Annotated in this window: 13 protein-coding genes and 6 CRISPR repeat arrays; of the genes, 6 read left to right on the top strand and 7 right to left on the bottom strand. The window is 43.7% G+C overall.

The features are described 5' to 3' along the window. Window positions 1-106 precede the first annotated feature (106 nt). The 3 genes from AC0LWT_RS21430 to AC0LWT_RS21440 are packed head-to-tail and all read right to left on the bottom strand — an operon-like array spanning window position 107 to window position 2,293. Window positions 107-661: a DedA family protein gene (locus AC0LWT_RS21430; RefSeq protein WP_474683458.1), complete on the bottom strand. Its 555-nt coding sequence runs from the start codon at window positions 659-661 to the stop codon at window positions 107-109. A gap of 59 nt (window positions 662-720) precedes the next feature. Next, window positions 721-1,251, bottom strand: coding sequence for a CDP-diacylglycerol--serine O-phosphatidyltransferase (gene pssA / locus AC0LWT_RS21435; RefSeq protein ID WP_474683309.1), 531 nt, complete (start codon window positions 1,249-1,251; stop codon window positions 721-723). 16 nt (window positions 1,252-1,267) lie between these two features. Further along, on the bottom strand, window positions 1,268-2,293 hold the full coding sequence (locus AC0LWT_RS21440) for an AI-2E family transporter (RefSeq protein WP_474683310.1): 1,026 nt from the start codon (window positions 2,291-2,293) through the stop codon (window positions 1,268-1,270). 190 nt (window positions 2,294-2,483) lie between these two features. On the opposite strand from AC0LWT_RS21440, the gene AC0LWT_RS21445 reads away from it, so the two are divergent. Both AC0LWT_RS21445 and AC0LWT_RS21450 read left to right on the top strand, forming a co-directional pair. Next, window positions 2,484-3,164 carry a response regulator transcription factor gene (locus AC0LWT_RS21445; protein ID WP_474683311.1) on the top strand — a complete coding sequence of 227 codons (681 nt, stop codon included), beginning with the start codon at window positions 2,484-2,486 and terminating at the stop codon, window positions 3,162-3,164. Then, on the top strand, window positions 3,161-4,912 hold the full coding sequence (locus AC0LWT_RS21450; RefSeq protein ID WP_474683312.1) for a sensor histidine kinase: 1,752 nt from the start codon (window positions 3,161-3,163) through the stop codon (window positions 4,910-4,912). The genes AC0LWT_RS21445 and AC0LWT_RS21450 overlap by 4 nt, the downstream gene beginning before the upstream one ends. Before the next feature lie 338 nt (window positions 4,913-5,250). Beyond that, window positions 5,251-6,814: a CRISPR direct-repeat array (repeat unit 30 nt; unit sequence GTTTTTATCGTACCTATGAGGAATTGAAAC). A gap of 404 nt (window positions 6,815-7,218) precedes the next feature. Further along, a CRISPR array of direct repeats spans window positions 7,219-7,982; the repeat unit is 30 nt. A gap of 419 nt (window positions 7,983-8,401) precedes the next feature. On the opposite strand, the gene AC0LWT_RS21455 is transcribed toward AC0LWT_RS21450, so the two are convergent. The 3 genes from AC0LWT_RS21455 to AC0LWT_RS21465 form a co-directional block, all read right to left on the bottom strand. Continuing rightward, a complete protein-coding gene (locus AC0LWT_RS21455) occupies window positions 8,402-8,812 on the bottom strand; it encodes a hypothetical protein (RefSeq protein ID WP_474683313.1) in 411 nt (136 codons plus the stop codon). Window positions 8,813-9,379: 567 nt separating this feature from the next. Then, a CRISPR array of direct repeats spans window positions 9,380-10,880; the repeat unit is 30 nt. Window positions 10,881-11,431: 551 nt separating this feature from the next. Next, a complete protein-coding gene (locus tag AC0LWT_RS21460; RefSeq protein ID WP_474683314.1) occupies window positions 11,432-11,665 on the bottom strand; it encodes a hypothetical protein in 234 nt (77 codons plus the stop codon). A gap of 26 nt (window positions 11,666-11,691) precedes the next feature. Further along, window positions 11,692-12,138 (bottom strand): hypothetical protein, encoded by a 447-nt coding sequence (locus tag AC0LWT_RS21465; RefSeq protein ID WP_474683315.1) that lies wholly within the window; start codon window positions 12,136-12,138, stop codon window positions 11,692-11,694. 523 nt (window positions 12,139-12,661) lie between these two features. Between AC0LWT_RS21465 and AC0LWT_RS21470 the strand changes: the two genes are divergently transcribed. Together AC0LWT_RS21470 and AC0LWT_RS21475 are read left to right on the top strand one after the other, a co-directional pair. Beyond that, entirely contained in the window at window positions 12,662-12,907 is a 246-nt protein-coding gene (locus AC0LWT_RS21470) for a hypothetical protein (protein WP_474683316.1), read from the top strand. 227 nt (window positions 12,908-13,134) lie between these two features. Continuing rightward, entirely contained in the window at window positions 13,135-14,739 is a 1,605-nt protein-coding gene (locus tag AC0LWT_RS21475) for a cohesin domain-containing protein (protein WP_474683317.1), read from the top strand. A gap of 398 nt (window positions 14,740-15,137) precedes the next feature. On the opposite strand, the gene AC0LWT_RS21480 is transcribed toward AC0LWT_RS21475, so the two are convergent. After that, window positions 15,138-15,251, bottom strand: a complete 114-nt coding sequence (locus tag AC0LWT_RS21480; protein ID WP_474683459.1) for a putative holin-like toxin — start codon at window positions 15,249-15,251, stop codon at window positions 15,138-15,140. 694 nt (window positions 15,252-15,945) lie between these two features. Beyond that, a CRISPR array of direct repeats spans window positions 15,946-17,515; the repeat unit is 30 nt. 41 nt (window positions 17,516-17,556) lie between these two features. On the opposite strand from AC0LWT_RS21480, the gene AC0LWT_RS21485 reads away from it, so the two are divergent. Continuing rightward, complete coding sequence (locus AC0LWT_RS21485) at window positions 17,557-18,072, top strand: hypothetical protein (protein WP_474683318.1); 516 nt, start codon at window positions 17,557-17,559, stop codon at window positions 18,070-18,072. Window positions 18,073-18,653: 581 nt separating this feature from the next. Beyond that, a CRISPR array of direct repeats spans window positions 18,654-20,144; the repeat unit is 30 nt; unit sequence GTTTATATCGTACCTATGAGGAATTGAAAC. Between the two features lie 640 nt (window positions 20,145-20,784). Then, a CRISPR array of direct repeats spans window positions 20,785-21,220; the repeat unit is 30 nt. A 227-nt stretch (window positions 21,221-21,447) separates the two neighbouring features. After that, entirely contained in the window at window positions 21,448-23,106 is a 1,659-nt protein-coding gene (locus AC0LWT_RS21490; protein WP_474683319.1) for a hypothetical protein, read from the top strand. Window positions 23,107-23,137: the final 31 nt, after the last annotated feature.

Consider the following 23,137-nt stretch of genomic DNA (forward strand, 5'->3'; position numbering starts at 1 on the left):
CTATTAGGAATTGAAACAGGCGATAAATGAGCGCCGCGGCTTCGGCACGGTTCAAGTTTATGTCGTCCCTATAAAAGACTTCTCCCCTTATAGCTTCCCCCAATCCCTACCCAGCCCGAGAAGCGGGCACGGTCTCTTTAAACAATCGCAGCAGAGAAGAATGAAAGTTGGAAAAATCGATGGAGGCTCCGACGAAGTAGCCGATTGAGATGAAAATCAGGCACCAGCATAGGGCTCCTGCCCCTGCGTAGAGCATGTATTTTCGCATGCTCATGGCGCTTACTCCTGCCAGGTAGCAGGTTAGGTGGCGTAGGCCGGGAATGTAGTAGCCGATGCAAATAGCCCATGGTCCGTAGCGTTCGAACCAGGTCTCGGTTTTTTCCAGCCTTTTGGTCGTAAGTTTGATCCACTTTCCGTATTTCCAGAGCAGCGGTTTGCCGAATTTTCGCCCGAGGGCGTAGCTGCACAGCATGCCGGACATGGTTCCGATGAAACTGACCGCCACGGACACCGGGAAATGAAGCAGCCCGGCGGAGGCGAGATAGCCGACTAAGGTCATCAGGATTTCGTCGGGGACCGGCAAGCCTATGATGCCCAGAGCCAAACAGAAGAAAATGGCGATGTATCCGTATTGTGTGATCATGTCTTGTAGGAAGTCTATGACGTTCACGCTCCGTTTCTTCGGATAGGCTGCTGATTTGCCGCGGCTGCTTCGTATTTTTACTGATAGGAACTTTTTTGGCTGATTGCGGGTATTTTGATTCGGCTGACCATCAGGCAGCACAGAACGATAACCAGAATCACGGTCATTTCAAGGTGATACAGGGGCGGAGACCAAAGCGCGAATACGGCTAAAATGCAGCCGGCGACCTGGATCGGCAATCCTGTATGATAGCTGCTTGCACAAGCTGAAATGTTGAACCGGGCCAGCCGCAGCGCGCCGCAAATAATAAAGAGAGAAGCGAGCAGCAGTCCGGTGACGGGCATTTTGTGCAAGGTGGCAAGATAAACGGTCAAAGCCGGGGCCGCGCCGAAGGAAATCAGCTCTGCGAGCGAGCGGAATTCTTTGCCGAATTCGTTGGCCAGGCGCAGTCTGTTCACGATGTAACCGTCGAGTCCGGCCAGCGCCGCCGCGAGAATAATGCTGAGCACTGCCTCGGAAGATTTGTCGTGAAACGAGAACAGCATGGACATCATGCCTGCGCTGAGGACGGTCATCGTAAGCAGCGTGGGAATCATTTGGACTGGCATGGAAAATCACTCCTTTTCAATGAAGGCTGGGCGTTGGAAGCGCAGGCTGCCCGGATTTTTGCACATCCAAAATATCAAGCAGAAAAACGAAGGTCGGAATGCCGACGATCAATCCCCAAATTCCGAAAAAATGTTCGGAAAAGAGCAGAACGAGAAAGGTGTAAAATACAGGAAGATGCGTTTTGGACGCCATCAGCCGGGGATTGAGCACGTAAGCTTCCAAAGCATGAATGACCGTGACGGCGATAATCAGGTACAGCACATACGTGAACCCGCCCAGACTGAAAGCAATCATGCTCAGCGGAAAGAGCGATATAAATACGCCGGCCACCGGTATAAGCCCAAGAACAAAAATAAGCAGCGAGAGACCGATCAAATTCGGAAAACCCATCAGCCACAGCGCGAAAGTCGTCAGCAGGCAGTTGAACAGTGCGATCAGCAGTTGGGCTTCGATCACTTTGCCGAACGTTTGCACGAGTTTTTTGCCGAAAAATTCAATCTCCTTGGCGAACCAGCCCAGCTTGCTGGTGTGAAATTGCGCGGTAAAGCGAATGACGTTCTCTTTGCCCAGCAGCAGAAAAAGGCTCATCATCAAAGCCAAAAAGATTTGAAATCCGACATTTCCGATTTTCACCACGATATCGAAGCCTGGCTTAACTATGCTCGGAATGTCGATGCTGTCCAGCCATGTTTTTACGTAGCCGGCCACTTCGTTATCAGGGTTGTAGTACGCATGTTTGACAAGTTCGAACAATTGGGTGATCTGGTGGGCCAGAGCGGGAAAAAATTTGGCGCCTGCAAAAGCCAGAACCGACAGAAGGGCGGCGTATATGACCGCAAGCAGCAATTTGGAGTTGACGGGAACGACTTTGTCGATCCAATACTTGCTGAATTGATGCAGCCGGTTCATCAGGAACGTCAGCAGGAAGGTCAATAAAATAAGGTTCAGCATGCTGCGGATAAAAAATAGAAGAAGGCAAAACAACGCCAATACCGCAAAGCGCTGCACATCTTTTTTTTGCAAAATTGCTATAATATTCATGCGCGACATCCTTTCAGCGTCTCCGTTTCGATCTGTACAAATTCGATTATAGAGATGCGGTGTGTACTTCATGTGTTTTGTAGCAGGCGATTTTTTGTATAATAGTACTGACTGAAAACACACGAAAAACACAACAATCGGTTATTCTTGCTCTATACCGTTTTTTTTGCGCGAAGGAGGCTGCGGCTGCATGGATCGCAAAGTTTTGCTAATCGAAGATGAAAGTTTGATCCGCGAAATCGTGGCCGATTATTTCAAGCGGGAGCAGTGGAGCGTTTATGAGGCCGAGAATGGGCTCCAGGCGCTGGACATATTGGAAAAACTGGATGCCGATCTCGTCATTCTGGATATTCTTATGCCTGAGCTGGACGGCTGGACCGTATGCAAACGGATTCGCGCGCGATCGGCTGTGCCAATCATTATGCTGACCGCCAAATCCGAGGACGACGATAAGATGCTTGGTTTTGAGCTGGGCGCAGACGATTACGTAACGAAACCGTTCAGTCCCAAGGTGCTGGTCGCCCGGGCAGTCAGTCTAATGAAGCGCGTCGAGGGGACTGTCGGAAAAGAAGACCATCTTCTGAGCTTCGGCCGGATTTCGATTAATAGAAGATCGCGTCGCGTCGAGGTGGACGGGCAGGAAATCGAGCTGACGCCCAAAGAATACGAGCTGCTTCTGTATTTGACGAAAAACGAAGGCATCGTGCTTTCCCGCGAAACGATTCTCGATCATATATGGGGCTTCGATTATTTTGGCGACCTGCGCGTCGTCGATACGCATATCAAAAAGCTGCGCGGCAAGCTCGGCGACGAAGCCCGCCATATCCGCACGGTCATTCGGTCCGGGTACAAATTCGAGGAGGAACGATGATAAAACGCGGGGTTACTATGAAGCTGTTTGCCATCACAGCTTTCTTTTTTCTGTTGTTTTATGCCATTGTTTTGCTGGGGCAGCTTAATTTATTTGAAACCTTTTACCAGCATCAGAAAACCGCCACACTGGAAAAAAGGCTCCAGACATTCACCGACAGCTACGCCAAAAAACGCTGGGACGACGACCGCATCTCCCGCGAAATGGCCCTGTTCATCAGCCAAAATAAAGCGCAGCTTGCGATTCTCGGGCCTGAAGGCAATGTGAAGCATGACAATTTGTTTCGCATCGTCATCAAGGACGATCATGGAAATCCGGTTCGGATAGCCCTCTCTTTTTTGCTCAATTCCAATTTGCGGAAGCTGCTGGAGGCGAACTTTCAGCGCGGCGATCGGATCGAGGTGGAGGGATATTATGAGGATACGGTGGAAAAAGATCTTTTTTACCCGGTCATTATCCATAAAGCCGGCTTCAAGGAAATCGGGAGTGTAGATCTAGGCACGAACGAGCCCCTGGAAAAGATTTCAGGAGTCATCACGGACGCGGTGCTGCCCGCTTCCAATCAATGGAATTCGCGGCAGGGCATTTTGTATCTGGCGCTGGAGGACTGGTTCCCGCTTTCGGATGAGCGGAAAGCCGTTTTGCAGAACGGGGGTACGATCCAGGAGGAATGGACGGATACGATCAGCGGCACGCGCAGCGTTGTGGCGATTCAGCCGATTTTGCGCGATGGGAAGGTAAACGAACTGGTTTTTGTGCTCGCCTCCCTGCAGCAGATCAGCGAAGCGTATGATGCCCTGCGTCTGTTTTACATTTACATCGGAATCGGGGGCATCGTGCTCATCCTGCTGCTCTCGCTCGTCTTCACCAAAATAGTGTCCAAACCGCTGCTCTCGCTGAACCAAATCGCGCTGCGTATGGCGAAGCTCGATTTTTCGGTGAAATCGCCAATCCGCAACAACGATGAGATCGGGAGCTTGTCCCACAGCTTGAACAGCTTGTCCGAGAAATTGGACGATACGTTAAAGGAACTGTACGACGCCAATGAGCAGCTGCGGGCGGATATGGAACAAAAACAGCGCATGGAGCAGCTGCAAAAAGAGTTTATTTCCAACGTTTCCCACGAACTAAAAACGCCGCTCAGCATCGTGAAAGGGTACGTGGAGGGCATCCGGGATGGAATCAGCGAAACGAAGCGGGACCGGTATCTTGAAGTGATTTTGGGCGAAACCGATAAAATGGAAGCACTCATCAAAGACATGCTGGAGCTGGCCAAACTGGAATCGAAAACGATCAAGCTGAAAAAGAGCCATTTTTTGCTGAGCGAACAAGTGGAAGATATCGTCGAGAAGCTGTCGAACCATCTTCTTGAAAAGGAGCTTAAGGTGGTCACCGTCACCGTAGGCGAACACGAAGTGCAGGCGGATCAGGTCAAAATGGAGCAGGTGCTGGTCAACCTGCTGATGAACGCGATTCGCCATGCGACAGCCGGCAGCGAGATCGCCGTCCGCATCGAAAGCGAAGGCGAACACATCCGCATGGCGATCGAAAACGAAGGGGAAGCCATCCCGGAAGATCAGCTGGAAACGATATGGGAACGTTTCTACCGGGTCGAACGGTCGCGAAACCGCAAAACCGGCGGAACCGGCCTCGGCCTCGCCATCGTCAAGCAAGTGCTGGACCTCCACGAAAGCCGGTACGGAGCGGAAAACACGGAGCGGGGCGTTCGTTTTTATTTTTATTTGTAGGCTTTGCACACTTGTGGTCGCCGCGGCAGGAGTTCCTCGCGACAAAAAACCGGGGGGACGTTTGCTGCCGTGCGGCGGCAAACATCATAAAGGGAAGTCATGCGGGGAAAGTTTCCCCTAAGGACTTGGAAAAAAGCGGAACAGGTACTATGATAGAGATACCCGGACATTTTTGTCGTCGACCTGCAATAGCGTAAAAAAGCCGGGGGATCGACGACAGGGACGATTTGGGGAATCCCGATGTTTATAAGGGATTTGCCGCCTGAGGCGTGAAGCCAGCCGGGTTAATTTGTGGATGAGGTATTACGAAAAGTGGCTGTGCTGCTGGGTTTTTGTGGGTTTTTATCGTACCTATGAGGAATTGAAACACGGGACGCAGCGCGATTGTAACTGTTTCCCATTGCCGTTTTTATCGTACCTATGAGGAATTGAAACACGCTCATGGAGTAGGCAGGCAGTTGGGCCAGCGGAGTTTTTATCGTACCTATGAGGAATTGAAACGAGATAAATTTTGTAATGTAACGTCAGGTTTCCCAGTTTTTATCGTACCTATGAGGAATTGAAACAGAAGTATAAAAGAATCATTTGGCGACCTGACGTTGAGTTTTTATCGTACCTATGAGGAATTGAAACCGAGATAGAAGGAATTACAATTGCTGCAAATGACGTTTTTATCGTACCTATGAGGAATTGAAACCCATGTTGATCCGGTACGCAAGCCGTTCTGCCCGGGTTTTTATCGTACCTATGAGGAATTGAAACTAATCTTCATTATCTTTTTCGAACAGTCTACTATTGAGTTTTTATCGTACCTATGAGGAATTGAAACTGTATGAATTCAGTTGATCCGTCAATTCGACATCTGTTTTTATCGTACCTATGAGGAATTGAAACAGCGACATTTTACGCCAAAATACCTAGGAAAATATGGTTTTTATCGTACCTATGAGGAATTGAAACTCTAATTCAGTTTCAGGAATTGGATGATAATTTACGTTTTTATCGTACCTATGAGGAATTGAAACACTGATCATTGGGAATGATCGAAAATCTTGGACGTTTCGTTTTTATCGTACCTATGAGGAATTGAAACTACTTTTGGGAATGCATAAAAATATGAATGGTGGTGGAGTTTTTATCGTACCTATGAGGAATTGAAACATAATATGCACTTCATGAAGCGTGCGAAGCTTAAAGGTTTTTATCGTACCTATGAGGAATTGAAACTGCCGTTTCAAGTTCCCCTTCGGCACGATTTTATTGCGTTTTTATCGTACCTATGAGGAATTGAAACTCGATCTGCATTGAATCCCGACTTGTTACTACTCCCACGTTTTTATCGTACCTATGAGGAATTGAAACAAATACGTTTTTGAGCAGCCATGGAATTCGCGTTAAGTTTTTATCGTACCTATGAGGAATTGAAACGATAGAAGCTCATATACCCAAGATGTGTTCTTCCTCGTTTTTATCGTACCTATGAGGAATTGAAACACTAGCAATTTTGGTGTAAGTGTTGTTGTCCAACCAGAGTTTTTATCGTACCTATGAGGAATTGAAACCGGGCAAGATCGAGCTAATTAGCCGTAGGTGGACGCTTGTTTTTATCGTGCCTATGAGGAATTGAAACACGATCTCGACCCAGAGAATCGCCCGAATCAATGGCAAGTTTTTATCGTACCTATGAGGAATTGAAACGGCTGCTGCACAGAATAGACGGCCCGATCCGCACGTTCGTTTTTATCGTACCTATGAGGAATTGAAACATGTATCTTTGGTAGGAAAAACCCCCTGCGCGTTTAAGTTTGTATTGTACCTATGAGGAATTGAAACTCTACTATGGTAATAGGTACGTATTACGGTGGGCGAAGATTTGTATCGTACCTATGAGGAATTGAAACAGCATTTGCACAATCTTGTCGTGCAGGCTATTTTTACAATAGAGAGAGTACTCGATCTTGCCATCGTCAAGCGAAACATGGATCTTCACGAAAGCCGAGTGGGGAGGAAACATGGGGCGGAATTTCTATTGTTATTTGTGAATTTTTCCCGCCATACGGTTGCAAAGCTTCGTTGAAAAGTTCCTCACATGGACTTGGAAAAAAGCGGGACTAGTAATATGATAGAGGTAACAAAGAGCATTTTTGTCGTCGACCTGCAATAGCGTAAAAAAGCCGGGGGATCGACGACAAACATGTTTTGTGGGGATCCAGTGTTAATAAGGGATTTACAGCCTGGGTCGTGAAATCATGGGAATTAACTTTATGATGTGGATTCGTAAAAATGGCTCTATTGGGTTTTTATGGGTTTGTATCGTACCTATAAGGAATTGAAACCGCCATAAACGTTGCTCGGGCTTCGTTGCATCCTCGTTTGTATCGTACCTATAAGGAATTGAAACCTGAACTTCATCAAGGGTAATAATTCCGCTACGCAGTTTGTATCGTACCTATAAGGAATTGAAACAAAAACTGGCTGACGAAGATATGACAGCACTCGGCTGTTTGTATCGTACCTATAAGGAATTGAAACTGAAGTTCTCAACGTCACATCAGTTCTTGATAGCAAAGTTTGTATCGTACCTATAAGGAATTGAAACTCAATCCATTTTTTCCAGACTGACCAATAAATAAGTGTTTGTATCGTACCTATAAGGAATTGAAACCTCAACTTCGCATTGCCCTTGATCCTATCCGCAAGCGGTTTGTATCATACCTATAAGGAATTGAAACCAGAAGCAGCAAGATTCGTAGGAACCTGCGGAGGAGGTTTGTATCGTACCTATAAGGAATTGAAACCAGGATTCAGCACTCGTAATTCTTCAAGTACGTTTGCAGTTTGTATCGTACCTATAAGGAATTGAAACTTTATTGTCCAGTATGTAAGCAAACTCATAATTTACCAAGTTTGTATCGTACCTATAAGGAATTGAAACTTGAATACCGTGCTATCGACGAACCCGGCCGCCTTTTCGTTTGTATCGTACCTATAAGGAATTGAAACTACTTCCCTTCTTTCATTAAGTGAGTAATCGCTTTAGTTTGTATCGTACCTATAAGGAATTGAAACTACATCGTCTCAAGTTTACGCAGTGCTTTCTCTATTGTTTGTATCGTACCTATAAGGATCGTTCATTCTTCGATGAGGAGGGCAGCCTAGTGGAGTTTGTAACGTACCTATAAGGAATTGAAACCTGAATCAAGATAGTCCATGTCGGACAGATTCACCTGTTTGTATCGTACCTATAAGGAATTGAAACACCGCCGTTGTTTTGATCTACTCCCATGAATCCGATAGGTTTGTATTGTATCTTACCTAAGAAGAATTGAAACCATCATATTCGATGCACTTGTTTATCGTCTTTGGTATAAATCGGGGCCTATGCGGCTTCCGGTGTTTCAAGAGTTCGTCATTTAAAGAAGTACTAAAGACTCGGAAACAAAAAGAGGAACTGCCATGAGGCAAGTTCCTTTTAACCGTTCCGTTTCGTTATTCTTCATGCTCTCGTTCGCAGATTACTTCTGTAAACAAGTTTAGTGGAAATAGGGTGGGCACGTCCTTCCCAGGGATCCTCACAAACTCAACAAAATCTTTTCCTACAAGGATTAGTTTCCCTTTTAGGGTTCCGATGTCCTCCGCAGAGGCTGTCAAGTCAAAAGGCTTTGTGATTGTCACGTGATTTCTCAGATCAATAAAAAAGGATGTTTTAAAAACAACATTTGTGGATCCTACCATAAAGGAAGTCGAAGTAATATTTGTTAGCTTTCCTATTGTTTTGGTCAATTGTGGAAATCCCGGTTGGAAAACGGTCACTGTACGACCTACAAGCGGTTGTAGGCGTTGAATCAAAGTAATGTTTTGAGGCGCAGGACAGCCAATAATGCTTATGTCATCAGCCATAAAGAAAATTCTCCTTTCTCTTCATTTTATATCCTATACGGAATTTTCATTTTTTGTGTGGGCTGTTGTTGAGTTATAGGGCAAAATACAAAGAAACAGGGTAGGCCGCGGATCATTCGAGGCTGGGAGCGAGAGGCGCCAAGGTGGATTTTGGGATCGAGTGAGGACGTATTTCACCGATATTCACCTGGATTATGAACGGATACTAGCAGGAAAAAACCTTGATTATCATACGTCACAAAATGTATTTCGTTTGTATAATACCTATAAGGAATTGAAGTTCTAGCGTCCTTGCACAAATGTCGGTAGGGCCTTCGGCTTTTATCATATCTAAGAGGAAAATTTCTCTTTGTACTTGGAAAAAAGCGGAACTGGTACTATGATAGAGATACCCGGGTATTTTTGTCGTCGACCTGCAATAGTGCAAAAAAGCCTGGGGATCGACGACAAATAAGTTTTGTGGAGATTCAGTATTAATAAGGAATTTGCGGCATGGGTCGTGAAACCATGGGAATTAACTTTTTGACGAGGCTTTTTAAAAATGGCTGTATTGCTGGGTTTTTATGGGTATGTATCGTACCTATAAGGAATTGAAACATAGTTCAATGACAGCCGGTGAAGTCGCCAAGGCGCAGTATGTATCGTACCTATAAGGAATTGAAACGCAAACAGCCTTTTAGACTTATACATGCGACCCAAAGTATGTATCGTACCTATAAGGAATTGAAACCCGATTTGGATATTTTCAAGGCCGTTCTGGATATCTTCGTATGTATCGTACCTATAAGGAATTGAAACCTAATTGATGAAGAATAAATAGATGTTGTAAGTATAAGTATGTATCGTACCTATAAGGAATTGAAACCTTTGACCGGAACGGCAATGTGGTGAAGGACTACAGAGTATGTATCGTACCTATAAGGAATTGAAACTGGGGCATAGGGTGAGCGCATGAATATCGATCCACAGTATGTATCGTACCTATAAGGAATTGAAACACTGAAGAAGAGTTACAACAAGCGTTGCAAAAGGCGTATGTATCGTACCTATAAGGAATTGAAACACCACATGAAGGAAATCGGTCTGAGTGACAATACAAGTATGTATCGTACCTATAAGGAATTGAAACTTTTGAAGTCGGTTATAGGACCGTTCGGCCCGGTCAGTATGTATCGTACCTATAAGGAATTGAAACTTATTCGCGCCTCTGCCGCCGTGAGTCGTTTCCACGAGTATGTATCGTACCTATAAGGAATTGAAACAGCTCTATACCGTCGCGAAAGCATGCAGGTTTTTCGTAGGTATGTATCGTACCTATAAGGAATTGAAACTAAACTCAAGGGCTTTAGTTTGGCGCTTTGTTAGCCGTATGTATCGTACCTATAAGGAATTGAAACATCAAATGAATATATCGAAGCTACAGAAGAAGTGCAGCAGTATGTATCGTACCTATAAGGAATTGAAACCTATCTGGTTTCAATCGGAAATCAATGTCATAAAGCCCGTATGTATCGTACCTATAAGGAATTGAAACTTTTCCGAAAGAGGATGCAACGAAGCCGGAGCAACGGTATGTATCGTACCTATAAGGAATTGAAACATATTTTTTCCATTTGGAGACGAGCAGATATGACGAAAGTATGTATCGTACCTATAAGGAATTGAAACCAGCGTCGCGCATGGGTGAACATTGGAGACTGACAGTATGTATCGTACCTATAAGGAATTGAAACTTCGGTTCGCCGCGTAGTTACTTGTCATAATCGTGAGTATGTATCGTATCTATAAGGAATTGAAACCCATGCGACTGCACTTGGTCTGGAATGGTTCAACAGGGTATGTATCGTACCTATAAGGAATTGAAACTTGCATGGAAAAGCCCCAATGTCCAAAATGTAAAGGTGTATGTATCGTACCTATAAGGAATTGAAACCAGCCGAACAGATGCAGCCTGCCGACCTTCTCCAGCTTGTATGTATCGTACCTATAAGGAATTGAAACACCAAATATTTCTCTTCATGCGGAAATCTTCGCGTTTGTATGTATCGTACCTATAAGGAATTGAAACTCTAAATCTTGAGGCAGAAAGGAGGGAAGGAACCGAAACGAGTAAAGGCATCAATGGAATCGGAATAGATTTGGAGCACGACAAATTATGAGGTTCTAGTCATCATCAATGATGAGACGGCGGCAAAGACGTTTGCGGAGCAGTTTGAGCATATGTGGTCGAGTGCAAAAGGGTTTGAGCCCATAGATAAAAAAATAGCTCAGTAGAAAAATCCCTCCGTCGGCCAATCAACGCCAGCGGAGGGATGCTTTGCTTAAAAGACAGTTATCGATCAATTTTCCCGGGAGGTATCCATTTCACAACAATGATACCGAAAACTATAAGAATTGAGATAAGCGAAATGACGCCTTTGTAAGTACCATTTATCAGTAACCAAATACATAAGCCTAAAATCAAAACAATTGCAATTAAATACCAGTAACCAATATACTTTTTGTTATTATTTGTTTTCTTTTTTATTATTAGTGTGATTATAAAAAAGACTGCAACGTAAAAAAACAAGAATAAATAAATAAGTATATTTGCCAATAGCATTTTGCCTCAACAACTTTCTAGTTTGGAGTAGATTCAAAGTAAGTAATTGGAAGCCAATGTAAATTCAATGTTACCCCGTTTCCTCTATCATTGCGTGACATTGAATTTGCAATCATAAATGATCCAACAGACGTAATTACTGCAGCCGCTGAAACAGCAGCACCAGCAGGCGCAGCAACAACGGCTATAGCTGCACCGACAACTGCTACAAGTTGCCATACTTGCCCAGACTGGTTTAAATAATAAATCATATCCTGGGTTTCTTGTTCATTAAATGTTACCGCGACTCCCCACCAATAGGGGTTTGCATAAACATTTGTATGCACTCCTGAGGTAGATGATTTTGTGGATACATTAGCAACAGGTAAACCATTTTCGATTTTTTCAATAATTTTTGTTGAAGTGCTTGGTTTACACTGTCAACAGCATTGGAATAAGACTGATATACCTCGCTACTATACAATGATTTTACTATAGGATCAATGTGATATAAATTGTCTTGACCTAGCTGGATGTACTTCGTAATTGAATCGCCTGTTTTTAAAATATCCTTAGTCAGTGCATCATTTGTGATTGTTATTTTGGGATACTGATTCGGTGAAATACTTTGTTCATCACCTTGCTGATCAGGTATTGTAGATTCAGCGAAAGCAGATATGGGCAAAACACTTGCAAACAACATTGCGGCAGAAGATAAAGCAATAATTGATTTTTTAAGCATCATACTTTAAGGTCACTCTCCTAAACGCTGCCGTAATAAATGGAATTACGATCGCCGCGCAGCAAATCAACCCAATAACATTTTACAGTAATTGTAAATAAAAGTGAATGAATGAATAAATTAAAATGGAATTTGGCTCAAAACCGAATCAGCGCTTATCTAAAGTTTTCTTGGCAGATTTCTGCCTGAAATTTGGGGACGGATTGGGGACGTAATTCACCCGGAACCTCAATAATTCACTCGGATTGTATAGGGACATGTTTCAATTTATGAGGAATTTGAAACTTCTAGGAATGATGTCCGATCCAAATGAGAACGCGTGTTTGTATTTTATCTATGAGGAGTAGTAACATTGTGGTATAATGTTTTGCGAAGCCTTGGTATATAAGGGTTTTTATGATAGGGGTGCCCGTCCCGTTTTCGTTTTGGGGACGAATGGGGACGGTTCCTATATACCTGAAGATGGGCGGCGTTCGGCTACAGCTTTTGTCGTCATTCCTTGTTCCAAGAGGAACGTTGCAGACGTGTGACGCAGTATGCCGCCAAGCTGATTCAGATCATAGAGGCAAGCGAGCTGCAAAAATACGATATCTCGGAGGATGAGGAGACGATGAAATTCGAAGACGATTGGCAATGGAAGCATCGGAGATGCCCTGGACGGTTGTACAAGAAAGGTCTCATTTCCGATTACACCTGGGCGGAAAAGGCGTATAAACGGAAATTGACGCAATCAGAACTTGCATGGCTGAATACAATCATCGTAGCTCGGTAACATGGCGTGGAGGTTTAACCAAGAAAAAATTCCTGAACGTCAAAATCCCCCGTTGGCCTTTTGTGGCTGATGGGGGATTTTTTTTATTTTCATGCAAAAATGTAATTATAATAAAATTATTGGTTATTAACAAACAATAAATACAATATATTCCATGATATGTTTAGACAAGATATGACAATAACTGTATGATCATAATCGAAAATACATTTTAAGGAGAGATCGATTTGAAAAAGCTTTTATCTGTATTACTTTTAGCAATGATAATTTCATTAGCAATTCCTGTTACTTCAGCATTTGCTTATTCAGGCGGTTTGTTAGACGGGAAGGCGCTTAATGTGTCCAATGCGATGAATGATTTTCGTGTGGTACGTACCACCACAGCTCTTACTGATAATGATGAAACCAACTCTTTCCATTTTGATGCAACTTGTTCTAATGGTACATTCGTATGGTATGACTTTCAAAATCCAATAACAATTTCATCTTATAAACTTAAAGGTAGCAAACTTGCGCTTAATTACTACACTCAAGGCAGTACAAGCCGTCAAGGCTTTGTCTACCTAGATGGAACAGGTGTTCAAACAAATATTACACCAATAACGAACGTTTCAAGAGTGGGTTTTGTAATTGCTGGATGTAGTGGTGGAGATGCAAATGAAGTTGATATTTTCGGAAGCCCAGTTCCTTCATCTCCTTCAAATCCAAGCGCTCTAACAGCAATTGACGATGTATCAAAGGTAACACTTAACTGGACTGCAGTTTCCGGCGCAACAACCTACAATGTGAAGCGTTCCACAACACCTGGTGGTCCTTATACAACGATTGCCACAAATGTAACAGGTACCACCTTTACTGACAGCACAGTAACAAACGGAACAACTTACTATTATGTTGTAACAGCTGTAAACGCTGGTGGTGAAAGCAATAATTCTTCTGAAGCATCCGCGACACCTCGAGTTCTAGCTCCAACAGCACCAACAAATCTGACAGCTACTTCCGTACAATCAAGTGTTTATTTGACATGGAGTAAGGTAACCAATGCGACGTATTATATTGTTGAGAGGTCTACTAATGCTGGCGGTCCTTATACTACTATTGCTAGTACTGTAACTAATGCTGTATATTTAGACACAAACTTAAGTAACGGAACATATTATTACGTAGTACAAGCTGTAAATGCAGGTGGTGTAAGTGGCATCTCAAACGAAGTATCCGCAACTATTCAGCTTGATCCGCAGCTTAATATGACCGTTGCTGAAGACAAAGTTAAAGTTGGGCAAGAAGTTATAGCAAATGTGTCTTTGAAAAATGTTAGCAACATATACGCAGAGGATTTTACTATAAAGTACGATAACACTTTGTTCGATTATATTGGATTTGAAGAGATTCCAGGCTATAAAGTGTACAACCAGCCGTCTGATCAAAATGGTACCCTTCGCTTTATTGTATCAAGCCAAGGAAAAAATTACGGCATCAGCAGTGAAACAACGTTCTTTAAGCTAAAATTAAAAGCCAAGGCTGCCGGAACGGGGAAAGTAGACGCAGTCAAATGCAGGATCGCAGACACAACAAGCGAATTTGATTTAGGTGCGGCGAACTGCGGTGAGGATTCGGTAACTGTTGAAGGAGTTAAGGACGTAAACAGAACGGGTGAATATACGCTTCTTGATCTAGCCATTGATGCTGCACACTACGGAGAACTGGCAGCTAACGTAGATCCAACTAAATATGATGCCCAACAGGCAGGCAACGAATATGTAAATGACGATGACCTTGTATTTATCGTGAATCAAATGCTGAACAATTCAAACTACGGACCGAATAAATAATCGAATGCTTCCTTACATGTTGTCGTCTGTTTTAAAGAAGTTCTCTTTTTCATTCACGACCCGTTCATAGTGGTTCCAGCATTGCGAAGTTCCCTACTGGCTATCATTTGATGTAGCGGGATGTGGGGCGGAAGTTCGAAGTCGCTCTCGCCTGGTCAAATCGGGAACGTTTCTAATCTAGCATATATATTAATATATTATGGTATTGATTAATATATTAGTATTGAGTAAAATGGAGTAAAGTAATATTACCTTTGGTATTACCTTCTGATTTCAAGCGTATACTAAAAAAGAGCCGTGTTGCTGCACGGCTCCAAGTGCACAATAGGCCGCTTCAAAGGCGATAAGCTTTTAAAGTAGTCAGTCAGTGAAATAGACCGCCCCCGATAAGGTATGGTCTATTTCTTTTTGTTTTGAGTAAGTGCTATGACGATGGTCACAACTAGCGTCAGAAACGTAATAAGAAGCGAACTAAAGCCAATCGTAATCGTCAGAGCGTCTTTAACCTCCACAGGCATCACCTCCCTTCCGAGAGGCCAGCCGACTGCCCTTGCAAGCCGTTCCATTGTACAGAGATATTATATATCATACATCCCTAACAATCTACTGTTTTTCCTATTATATGAAGAAGAGGTGTTAAGGTGGGTTTTAGGGACGGATTGGGGACGCAATTCACTCGGAACCTCAATAATTCACTCGGATTATGAACGGATACGAACAGGAAAAAAACTTGAAAGTCAAGGGTTTCAAAGATTCATTCGGATTGTATAGGGACATATTTCAATTTATGAGGAATTGAAACATTATTTGTAAAATCTTGTCGTGCAGGCTATTTTTACAATAAGAAAGTACCGATCTTGTCATCGTCAAGCGAAATATGGATCTTCACGAAAGAAGAATGGGTAGGAAACGCGGGGCGGTGTGAAATTTTATTGCTATTTTTAAATTTTGCTGCCATACGGTAGCAAAGCTTCATTGAAAAGTTTCTCACATAGACTTGGAAAAAAACGGGACTAGTAATATGATAGAGTAGAGCATTTTTTGTCGTCGACCTGCAATAGCGTAAAAAAGCCGGGGGATCGACGACAAACATGTTTTGTGGGAATTCAGTGTTAATAAGGGATTTGCGGCTTGGGTCGGGAAACCATGGTAATTAATTTTGCGCTGTGGCTTTGTAAAAATGGCTGTATTGCTGGGTTTTTATGGGTTTGTATCGTACCTATAAGGAATTGAAACCGTCCTTCTGCCTGTAATAATTTCGATACTGGAGGGGTTTGTATCGTACCTATAAGGAATTGAAACCGAATCATTTTACGCAGCACACGAAAGGGTATTTGGATGTTTGTATCGTACCTATAAGGAATTGAAACTCAGTTAGACCCATTCTTCTCGCTGCCCTGCACACGTTGTTTGTATCGTACCTATAAGGAATTGAAACCAATAAAATATAGCCTAACCAATTAATGGTAAAAAAGGTTTGTATCGTACCTATAAGGAATTGAAACACGGGTGACTGATTTATAATTGTATAAAACATCGTAGTTTGTATCGTACCTATAAGGAATTGAAACATATGTGTGTACGTCGCTTTCCAGAGTTGTTGGACCTGTTTGTATCGTACCTATAAGGAATTGAAACTTTTGAGCATGAGCGGAATTTCAAAGCCTCTCTTAAGGTTTGTATCGTACCTATAAGGAATTGAAACCCAAATCAGTCATACCTAGCGTTGGCAAAATTACTCAGTTTGTATCGTACCTATAAGGAATTGAAACTCTGAAACTCGCTTCCGAATATGGCCAGAGTAGCGGCAGTTTGTATCGTACCTATAAGGAATTGAAACTCGGTGGTTCAGCGCGGTGACCATGTTGATGATCGAAGTTTGTATCGTACCTATAAGGAATTGAAACCTGTTAAAAGCCCGGGAGTCATAAACAATATTGCCTCGTTTGTATCGTACCTATAAGGAATTGAAACCCCGCCGTGCTGGACCCGAGAATCAGCGGCTTGCCGGTTTGTATCGTACCTATAAGGAATTGAAACTTGCTTTCCAGAACGGTTTTAGCGCTCTCTGTAAGCTGTTTGTATCGTACCTATAAGGAATTGAAACTATCAGGTTATAATAGTGGTACTTTGAAAGTTTCTCAGTTTGTATCGTACCTATAAGGAATTGAAACTTTAGCTGGCACAAAACGATACTATATTACAAAGACAGTTTGTATCGTACCTATAAGGAATTGAAACTCGAGCGCGTCATTTATTTTATGGAGATATCAATAAGTTTGTATCGTACCTATAAGGAATTGAAACGAAGGCCGCTTGTTGAAGAACACCGCTCCACTGCCGTTTGTATCGTACCTATAAGGAATTGAAACTTTTCAGTGCGGGTTGCAGGTTCAGGAATCGCAATTGGGTTTGTATCGTACCTATAAGGAATTGAAACCACTCAACAATCCAATGGGCCTGATCCCGGATCGTTTTCTGTTTGTATCGTACCTATAAGGAATTGAAACCTCGATGCTACTCCATTTAGGAGACAAATGATCATGTTTGTATCGTACCTATAAGGAATTGAAACTGCTGCGGCAGCATCATGCGACTACTTTCCCAAAGTCGTTTGTATCGTACCTATAAGGAATTGAAACTGAGTGCCGTTCGCTTGAGTCCATCCCGGACACGCTGGTTAGTATCGTACCTATAAGGAATTAATCCCGTCCCTGGAATCCCCATCCGCCAGCCCCATCAATCGTTTGTATCGTACCTATAAGGAATTAATCCATATGGTACTTGGCATTTCTGGCAATAATGGAGGAATAAAATGTGAACAGAAAAAAATGGGTGATTGTAGCTGCCAGTGCAGTATTGGGATTGGTGTTATTTGCTGTTGTAAATAATACGTTTGCTTCGTCAGATGCGTCCGCGAATAAGTATGAACTGATGTCAACATCAACTCACGATAGTGAAAAAATTAAAGAGTTTGGAATGACTTTCAAGGAGGCAATAGTCAAACCTAAGCAGGATGCCAGCCAAGCGGTTAGTTCTGCAAAAGAGCACGCACCAGAATATGCAAAAGAAGCAAAGAAAATTGAAGTGGAATACCATTTGATTACCAATCCCGATTTCAAACTTTTTACTAAAGAAGCTGCTGAAAGCAACCCCAAGTTAGAGAAAGACGGTTATTTATTGGATACACCTTGTTATGTTGTGACCTTTAAAGGAATCAGTAAGCCAGCCAAGTCTTACATAAAAGATCAAACTCCCAAAACTTTCACTGAGTATAGCGTTGTAGTCGATGCAAATACAAATCAAGTATTATATGGTTTTTCATATAGGTAGAAAGTTTGTAGTGAGCGGGGGCGTAGAAACTTCGCTTTTTTTGTTTTGATAAGCTCCCTGTTTTATCAATTCTGTTGTGGGTAGAAGAATCGTAACAACGAGTTTTAGTGCTTTTTGTAGTAAGTCAAAGATGTTTTCGTTGAACCCAATCGCACTGTACATAACAAGGCTCAATTTTTTCAGTGAATCGTACATACGTAACAACGATGAAATCAGGAAGTTGTCTTGTAACTTGAAAGATTTTGGGTGAGATGGATAATGTGGAAGTATTTGTGAAATGCATGCTGGAGTTGCCCTAGTGGGAATCTAAAAAAGGTACCGCCGCGCTTGCTCAAAAGCTTCGATGAAAAAGACCGCCTTAGGGGCTTGGAAAAAAGCGGGGCTAGTAATATGATAGAGGTAGCCAGAGTATTTTTTGTCGTCGACCTACAATAGTGCAAAAAAGCCGGGGGATCGACGACAAACATATTTTGTAAAACTCTCAGTGTTATAAGGGATTTGCGGCTTGGACCGCGAGGCCAGCCGAGTTTACTTTATCATGTGGCATTACAAAAAGTGGCTGTTCTGCTGGGTTTTTATGGGTTTATATCGTACCTATGAGGAATTGAAACATGAATAATTTAGAGCGCCTTTAAAAGTAGTTTTTACCGTTTATATCGTACCTATGAGGAATTGAAACCCACATTTCCCGGTGGACACGGCAGCGGATATTGCGGGTTTATATCGTACCTATGAGGAATTGAAACCTTGGAATCCTACTATCGGTGATGGAATTTCTAGCCGTTTATATCGTACCTATGAGGAATTGAAACATGACGTGTCATATTCGCCTAGATTGTCGGCTCCTGTTTATATCGTACCTATGAGGAATTGAAACTTCGTAGATCGTTTTCCCATTCCTCAAAGGATGAGGAAGTTTATATCGTACCTATGAGGAATTGAAACTTTTGAACGAGAATGGCCTATCTGATCTATCCAATTACGTTTATATCGTACCTATGAGGAATTGAAACCAAAAAGGATGACCCAAAAGGGAAATACAAGGCAGGAGGTTTATATCGTACCTATGAGGAATTGAAACTAGGTACCGGTATTCACGGCAATGTCTGTGGCCGCAGTTTATATCGTACCTATGAGGAATTGAAACTTGGCTCTCGCGCGACGCCCGCAGCCGTTCAAGTGGTTTATATCGTACCTATGAGGAATTGAAACGTATTGTCCATGCCGAGTGAGTACGTACCATTCAGTTTATATCGTACCTATGAGGAATTGAAACCCTCGTGAATATTCTGAAGATGATATCTATGAAGAGGTTTATATCGTACCTATGAGGAATTGAAACGTAGATAATTGCTCAAATTCCCTACATCCCTGACCCGGTTTATATCGTACCTATGAGGAATTGAAACCTTTTGTTCCAGAAGCTCGTATCCCCGATATTCTGGTTTATATCGTACCTATGAGGAATTGAAACATGCCCTCCTAAAATAAGTACCGAAAATATTCAGTTAGTTTATATCGTACCTATGAGGAATTGAAACATCGTATCGATAAGCGCGGAGCCTATTTTCACACTACGTTTATATCGTACCTATGAGGAATTGAAACACCGGATTGGAATATTCTTTCAATTGCTAGACTGTGTTTATATCGTACCTATGAGGAATTGAAACTTGGTATCGAGCTTCTTTTTCTTTCTCCTTTTTTTGGGTTTATATCGTACCTATGAGGAATTGAAACACGCCCATGTTACGAATGATCGGGTTTATGGCCTTTGGTTTATATCGTACCTATGAGGAATTGAAACTGTGATATGATTCATCCGACGTTCCCCGGCACTTCGTTTATATCGTACCTATGAGGAATTGAAACTTAGCGATTATAGGCATGTTCAAATAGGGGAGGGAGGTTTATATCGTACCTATGAGGAATTGAAACACATCATAAACAGTACGTTTTGCTCGGTCCTCAGCTTGTTTATATCGTACCTATGAGGAATTGAAACTCAATCGACTTGCTGCTTTGGAAAGTGCACTTCCTGGTTTATATCGTACCTATGAGGAATTGAAACTACATATGTCCCCCGGCCGTCGGGCCTCTCCCCCCGGTTTGTATCGTGAGGAATTGAAACTCAGGATGGTACTCCGATCGCGGAGAACATGGCCTTCGTTTGTATCGTACCTATGAGGAATTGAAACTTTCGATGAGCACTCAGGTTTCCGGCATCCTGGATACGTTTGTATCGTACCTATGAGGAATTGAAACAAAATCGAAACGTCATACCTTTGTGAGTGGGATTTTAGGGTTAAAAAAACTGAAAGACGAGATGGTGATTGTGATGAGTATGAACCGGGAGAGTTCCGATTCACTGCAATTGGATATCGCAATGCTTGTGGAGGATACTGATCTCATTCGACAAGTTGGACAGAGCCGTGATGATCATGAGCGTGGACGTATATACGCAAAAAAAACGGGACTTGATTATTTACGTACCAAGATCAAGGATTCTGAGCAGGGACAAAACTTATAGTGTTATTGGACCTAAACGGTTTTGGATTAGCTTATGAAATTTATTTATGAGAAGGAGAATGGAGAGGGTGAATGATAAGCGCCCCAAATGGATGATTGAACGACGGTCGAAGGGAAAGAGACGCTGACACGCTTCTGCTAAGAGGCATTTGCAAGGTAATTAAAAGGTAGTTAATGAAGAGGGTTTCTATCGTACCTATAAGGAATTGAAATTTCCAAATCGAAATGGATCAAAAGAAATTTGACGAGGACGTTTCTATCGTACCTATAAGGAATTGAAATCTTTCAAATTTGTCCAGCAGCGCCTTGATCGCCTTCGTTTATATCGTACCTATAAGGAATTGAAATATCTCCAGCTCATTCATGGAAGCCTTTTGGTATGTAAGTTTATATCGTACCTATAAGGAATTGAAACTCTCGCATGATGAGATGGGTATGCGTAATCGCGAGCTCGTTTGTACCGTACCTATAAGGAATTGAAACTCGGTGAGATCGTCGATACCTTTCCCAAGTGACTTGTCCGTTTGCATCGTACCTATAAGGAATTGAAATCACTCCGTTCATGTACGGAGGGAGCACGTTAGCGCGTGCTTATATCGTACCTATAAGGAATTGAAACTCAATTAGATATGTCTTTCTCGTGTGAGTAACCCCGCTTCTGTCCTACCTATAAGGAAACAATCCCCAAAAAATCGGCCCTGCGGCCCGCCGCGTATTTGTCATTGACGCTCGTTTTATTTCCATATAAGATGAATTTAAACGTTTCAACGAGGCTCGAGGCGAGTAGCAGGGCCTTTTTATTTTGGTTGTTTGACCTTTTTTGGATGGATCGAAGGAGTGACGAGGATGTCGCATTATGAGCAGCGAAGAAAAGAGATTATAAGCCGAGTGGCGAAAAAAGCATACGAGCTCCCTGTTTTGGACAGCGGGTTGTGGTTTCATCGTGACGTCCGCGACAATTTTTATTATGCTTCGTATTTGTTTGCGGCGGCTGTGGATGCGGGAGTTCCGGCTGTTTTTGAGCGGGATGCCGCGAAGGCGAAGGCGGGCCGCGTTTTGTTGGAGGTTCTGCAGCTGCAGGACCGGGATCCGCTCAGTGAGACTTACGGGCACTGGCCGCTCAATCTTGATCCTGTTCCCCGGGAAGCGGGAATGAATTCTCTTCCGGTCGAGCTGATGGGCAGTTTGCTCGTTTATTTTTACAAACGGTACGGCCCGGAGCTGCCGCAAGCTTTGCGGACCCAATTGGAGCAGGCTTTGGAGCATGTTTACCGCAGTCATTTTTACCGGAAGCCGCTTGAGCATTATCATCATCATGAGGCGAAGTATACGGCGGCGAAGCTTATTTTTGGCCAGTTGTACGGGGATCGGGAGCTGCTTGAGGATGGTTTCCGCAGTTTGCAGGCGACTTTGGAGCGCATTACGGGCATGGGGATGTCTGAGTACGGCTGTCTTCCCTGGTTTTGGCATTGGGTGCAGGCGTTTACATGTGCGTGGGAGCTAGCCGAAGACGCTGAGATCAAAAAGCAGCTGGCAGCTATGCTCGATTATTTATGGCATGTCCGGTCGCTCTATTACTTGCGGGGGGCCTGGGTCGGGCCGCATTCCCGGGGGCTCGCTCACGATATTCCGCAGGACCGGAACGTGCTGATGGATTATGTGCAGTTTGGGGATTTTGAGCTTCCGGAGGATATGCCGCGGACGGAGTATGCGGGATTTCTTTTTTACGAGGCGCCTTTGCAGGCCCGCAGTACAGCTTTGCAGCGCGGCAATCCGGTCGAAGTGAAGCAAGTCGTTCCCCGTCCGGCGGCAGTTGGCGGAAATCCGCTGCACAGTTACGTATATATAACGGAGCATTACGCGGTGGGCGGCATGTGGGAACGGGCCGAGGAGTTCGATAATGAACAGCATCGCTGGGATGCCGCGTTTCCTTTGCAGGCTGTGGAAGGCGTCAACCGTGCCTATTTTTTCCTTGCGGGCGATGCCGATTCTGCGGAAAGTTTGCGGCACCAAAGCGGGCATACGGAAGTGCTGTTCCATCAAAATACGGCGGCCGTCCTATACACCGTCCCCGATGGCCAAACCGGCCAAGTTATTGGCTGTTTGCCGAAAGGAGAATGGCTGCATGCGGCGAATTCGTTATATGGATTGTGCGGAAATGTGTATCTGGCCGTACATGTCCGGCAGCCCTTCGACAGAATCGAGTCGGCGGACCGCTGGACGGTCACAAGTTCGGCCGGAGCGAACGGGGTCGTGCTGGAGTGTGTGGACGCAGTCGAAGCCAAAAGCCTGGGCATTATGGATGTGACTCATTTTGCTGAAGCGACGGGCAGGAACAAGCCGGATTTTGCTCATGCCGGGCTGGACGGTGCGTTTGCCGGCAATTCGGTCACGTACGTGACGATGAGGGGAGACCGTCTGGAGCTTGCGGTCGGCGCCGATTCGCAAATAACGAGACGGGTCAACGGGGGATTTGTAGATTTTACGGATTATACGGTTATGTGAAGTTGAACAACGATCCAGGAAAAGGGGAAGA

It is taken from the genome of Paenibacillus sp. sgz302164, from assembly GCF_056120505.1.

Coding starts and splice junctions, on each gene's coding strand:
- AC0LWT_RS21445 (WP_474683311.1), top strand. CDS start 2,484: ATGGATCGCAAAGTTTTGCTAATCGAAGATGAAAGTTTGATCCGCGAA.
- AC0LWT_RS21460 (WP_474683314.1), bottom strand. CDS start 11,665: ATGATTTATTATTTAAACCAGTCTGGGCAAGTATGGCAACTTGTAGCA.
- pssA (WP_474683309.1), bottom strand. CDS start 1,251: ATGCCAGTCCAAATGATTCCCACGCTGCTTACGATGACCGTCCTCAGC.
- AC0LWT_RS21440 (WP_474683310.1), bottom strand. CDS start 2,293: ATGAATATTATAGCAATTTTGCAAAAAAAAGATGTGCAGCGCTTTGCG.
- AC0LWT_RS21455 (WP_474683313.1), bottom strand. CDS start 8,812: ATGGCTGATGACATAAGCATTATTGGCTGTCCTGCGCCTCAAAACATT.
- AC0LWT_RS21465 (WP_474683315.1), bottom strand. CDS start 12,138: ATGATGCTTAAAAAATCAATTATTGCTTTATCTTCTGCCGCAATGTTG.
- AC0LWT_RS21490 (WP_474683319.1), top strand. CDS start 21,448: ATGTCGCATTATGAGCAGCGAAGAAAAGAGATTATAAGCCGAGTGGCG.
- AC0LWT_RS21450 (WP_474683312.1), top strand. CDS start 3,161: ATGATAAAACGCGGGGTTACTATGAAGCTGTTTGCCATCACAGCTTTC.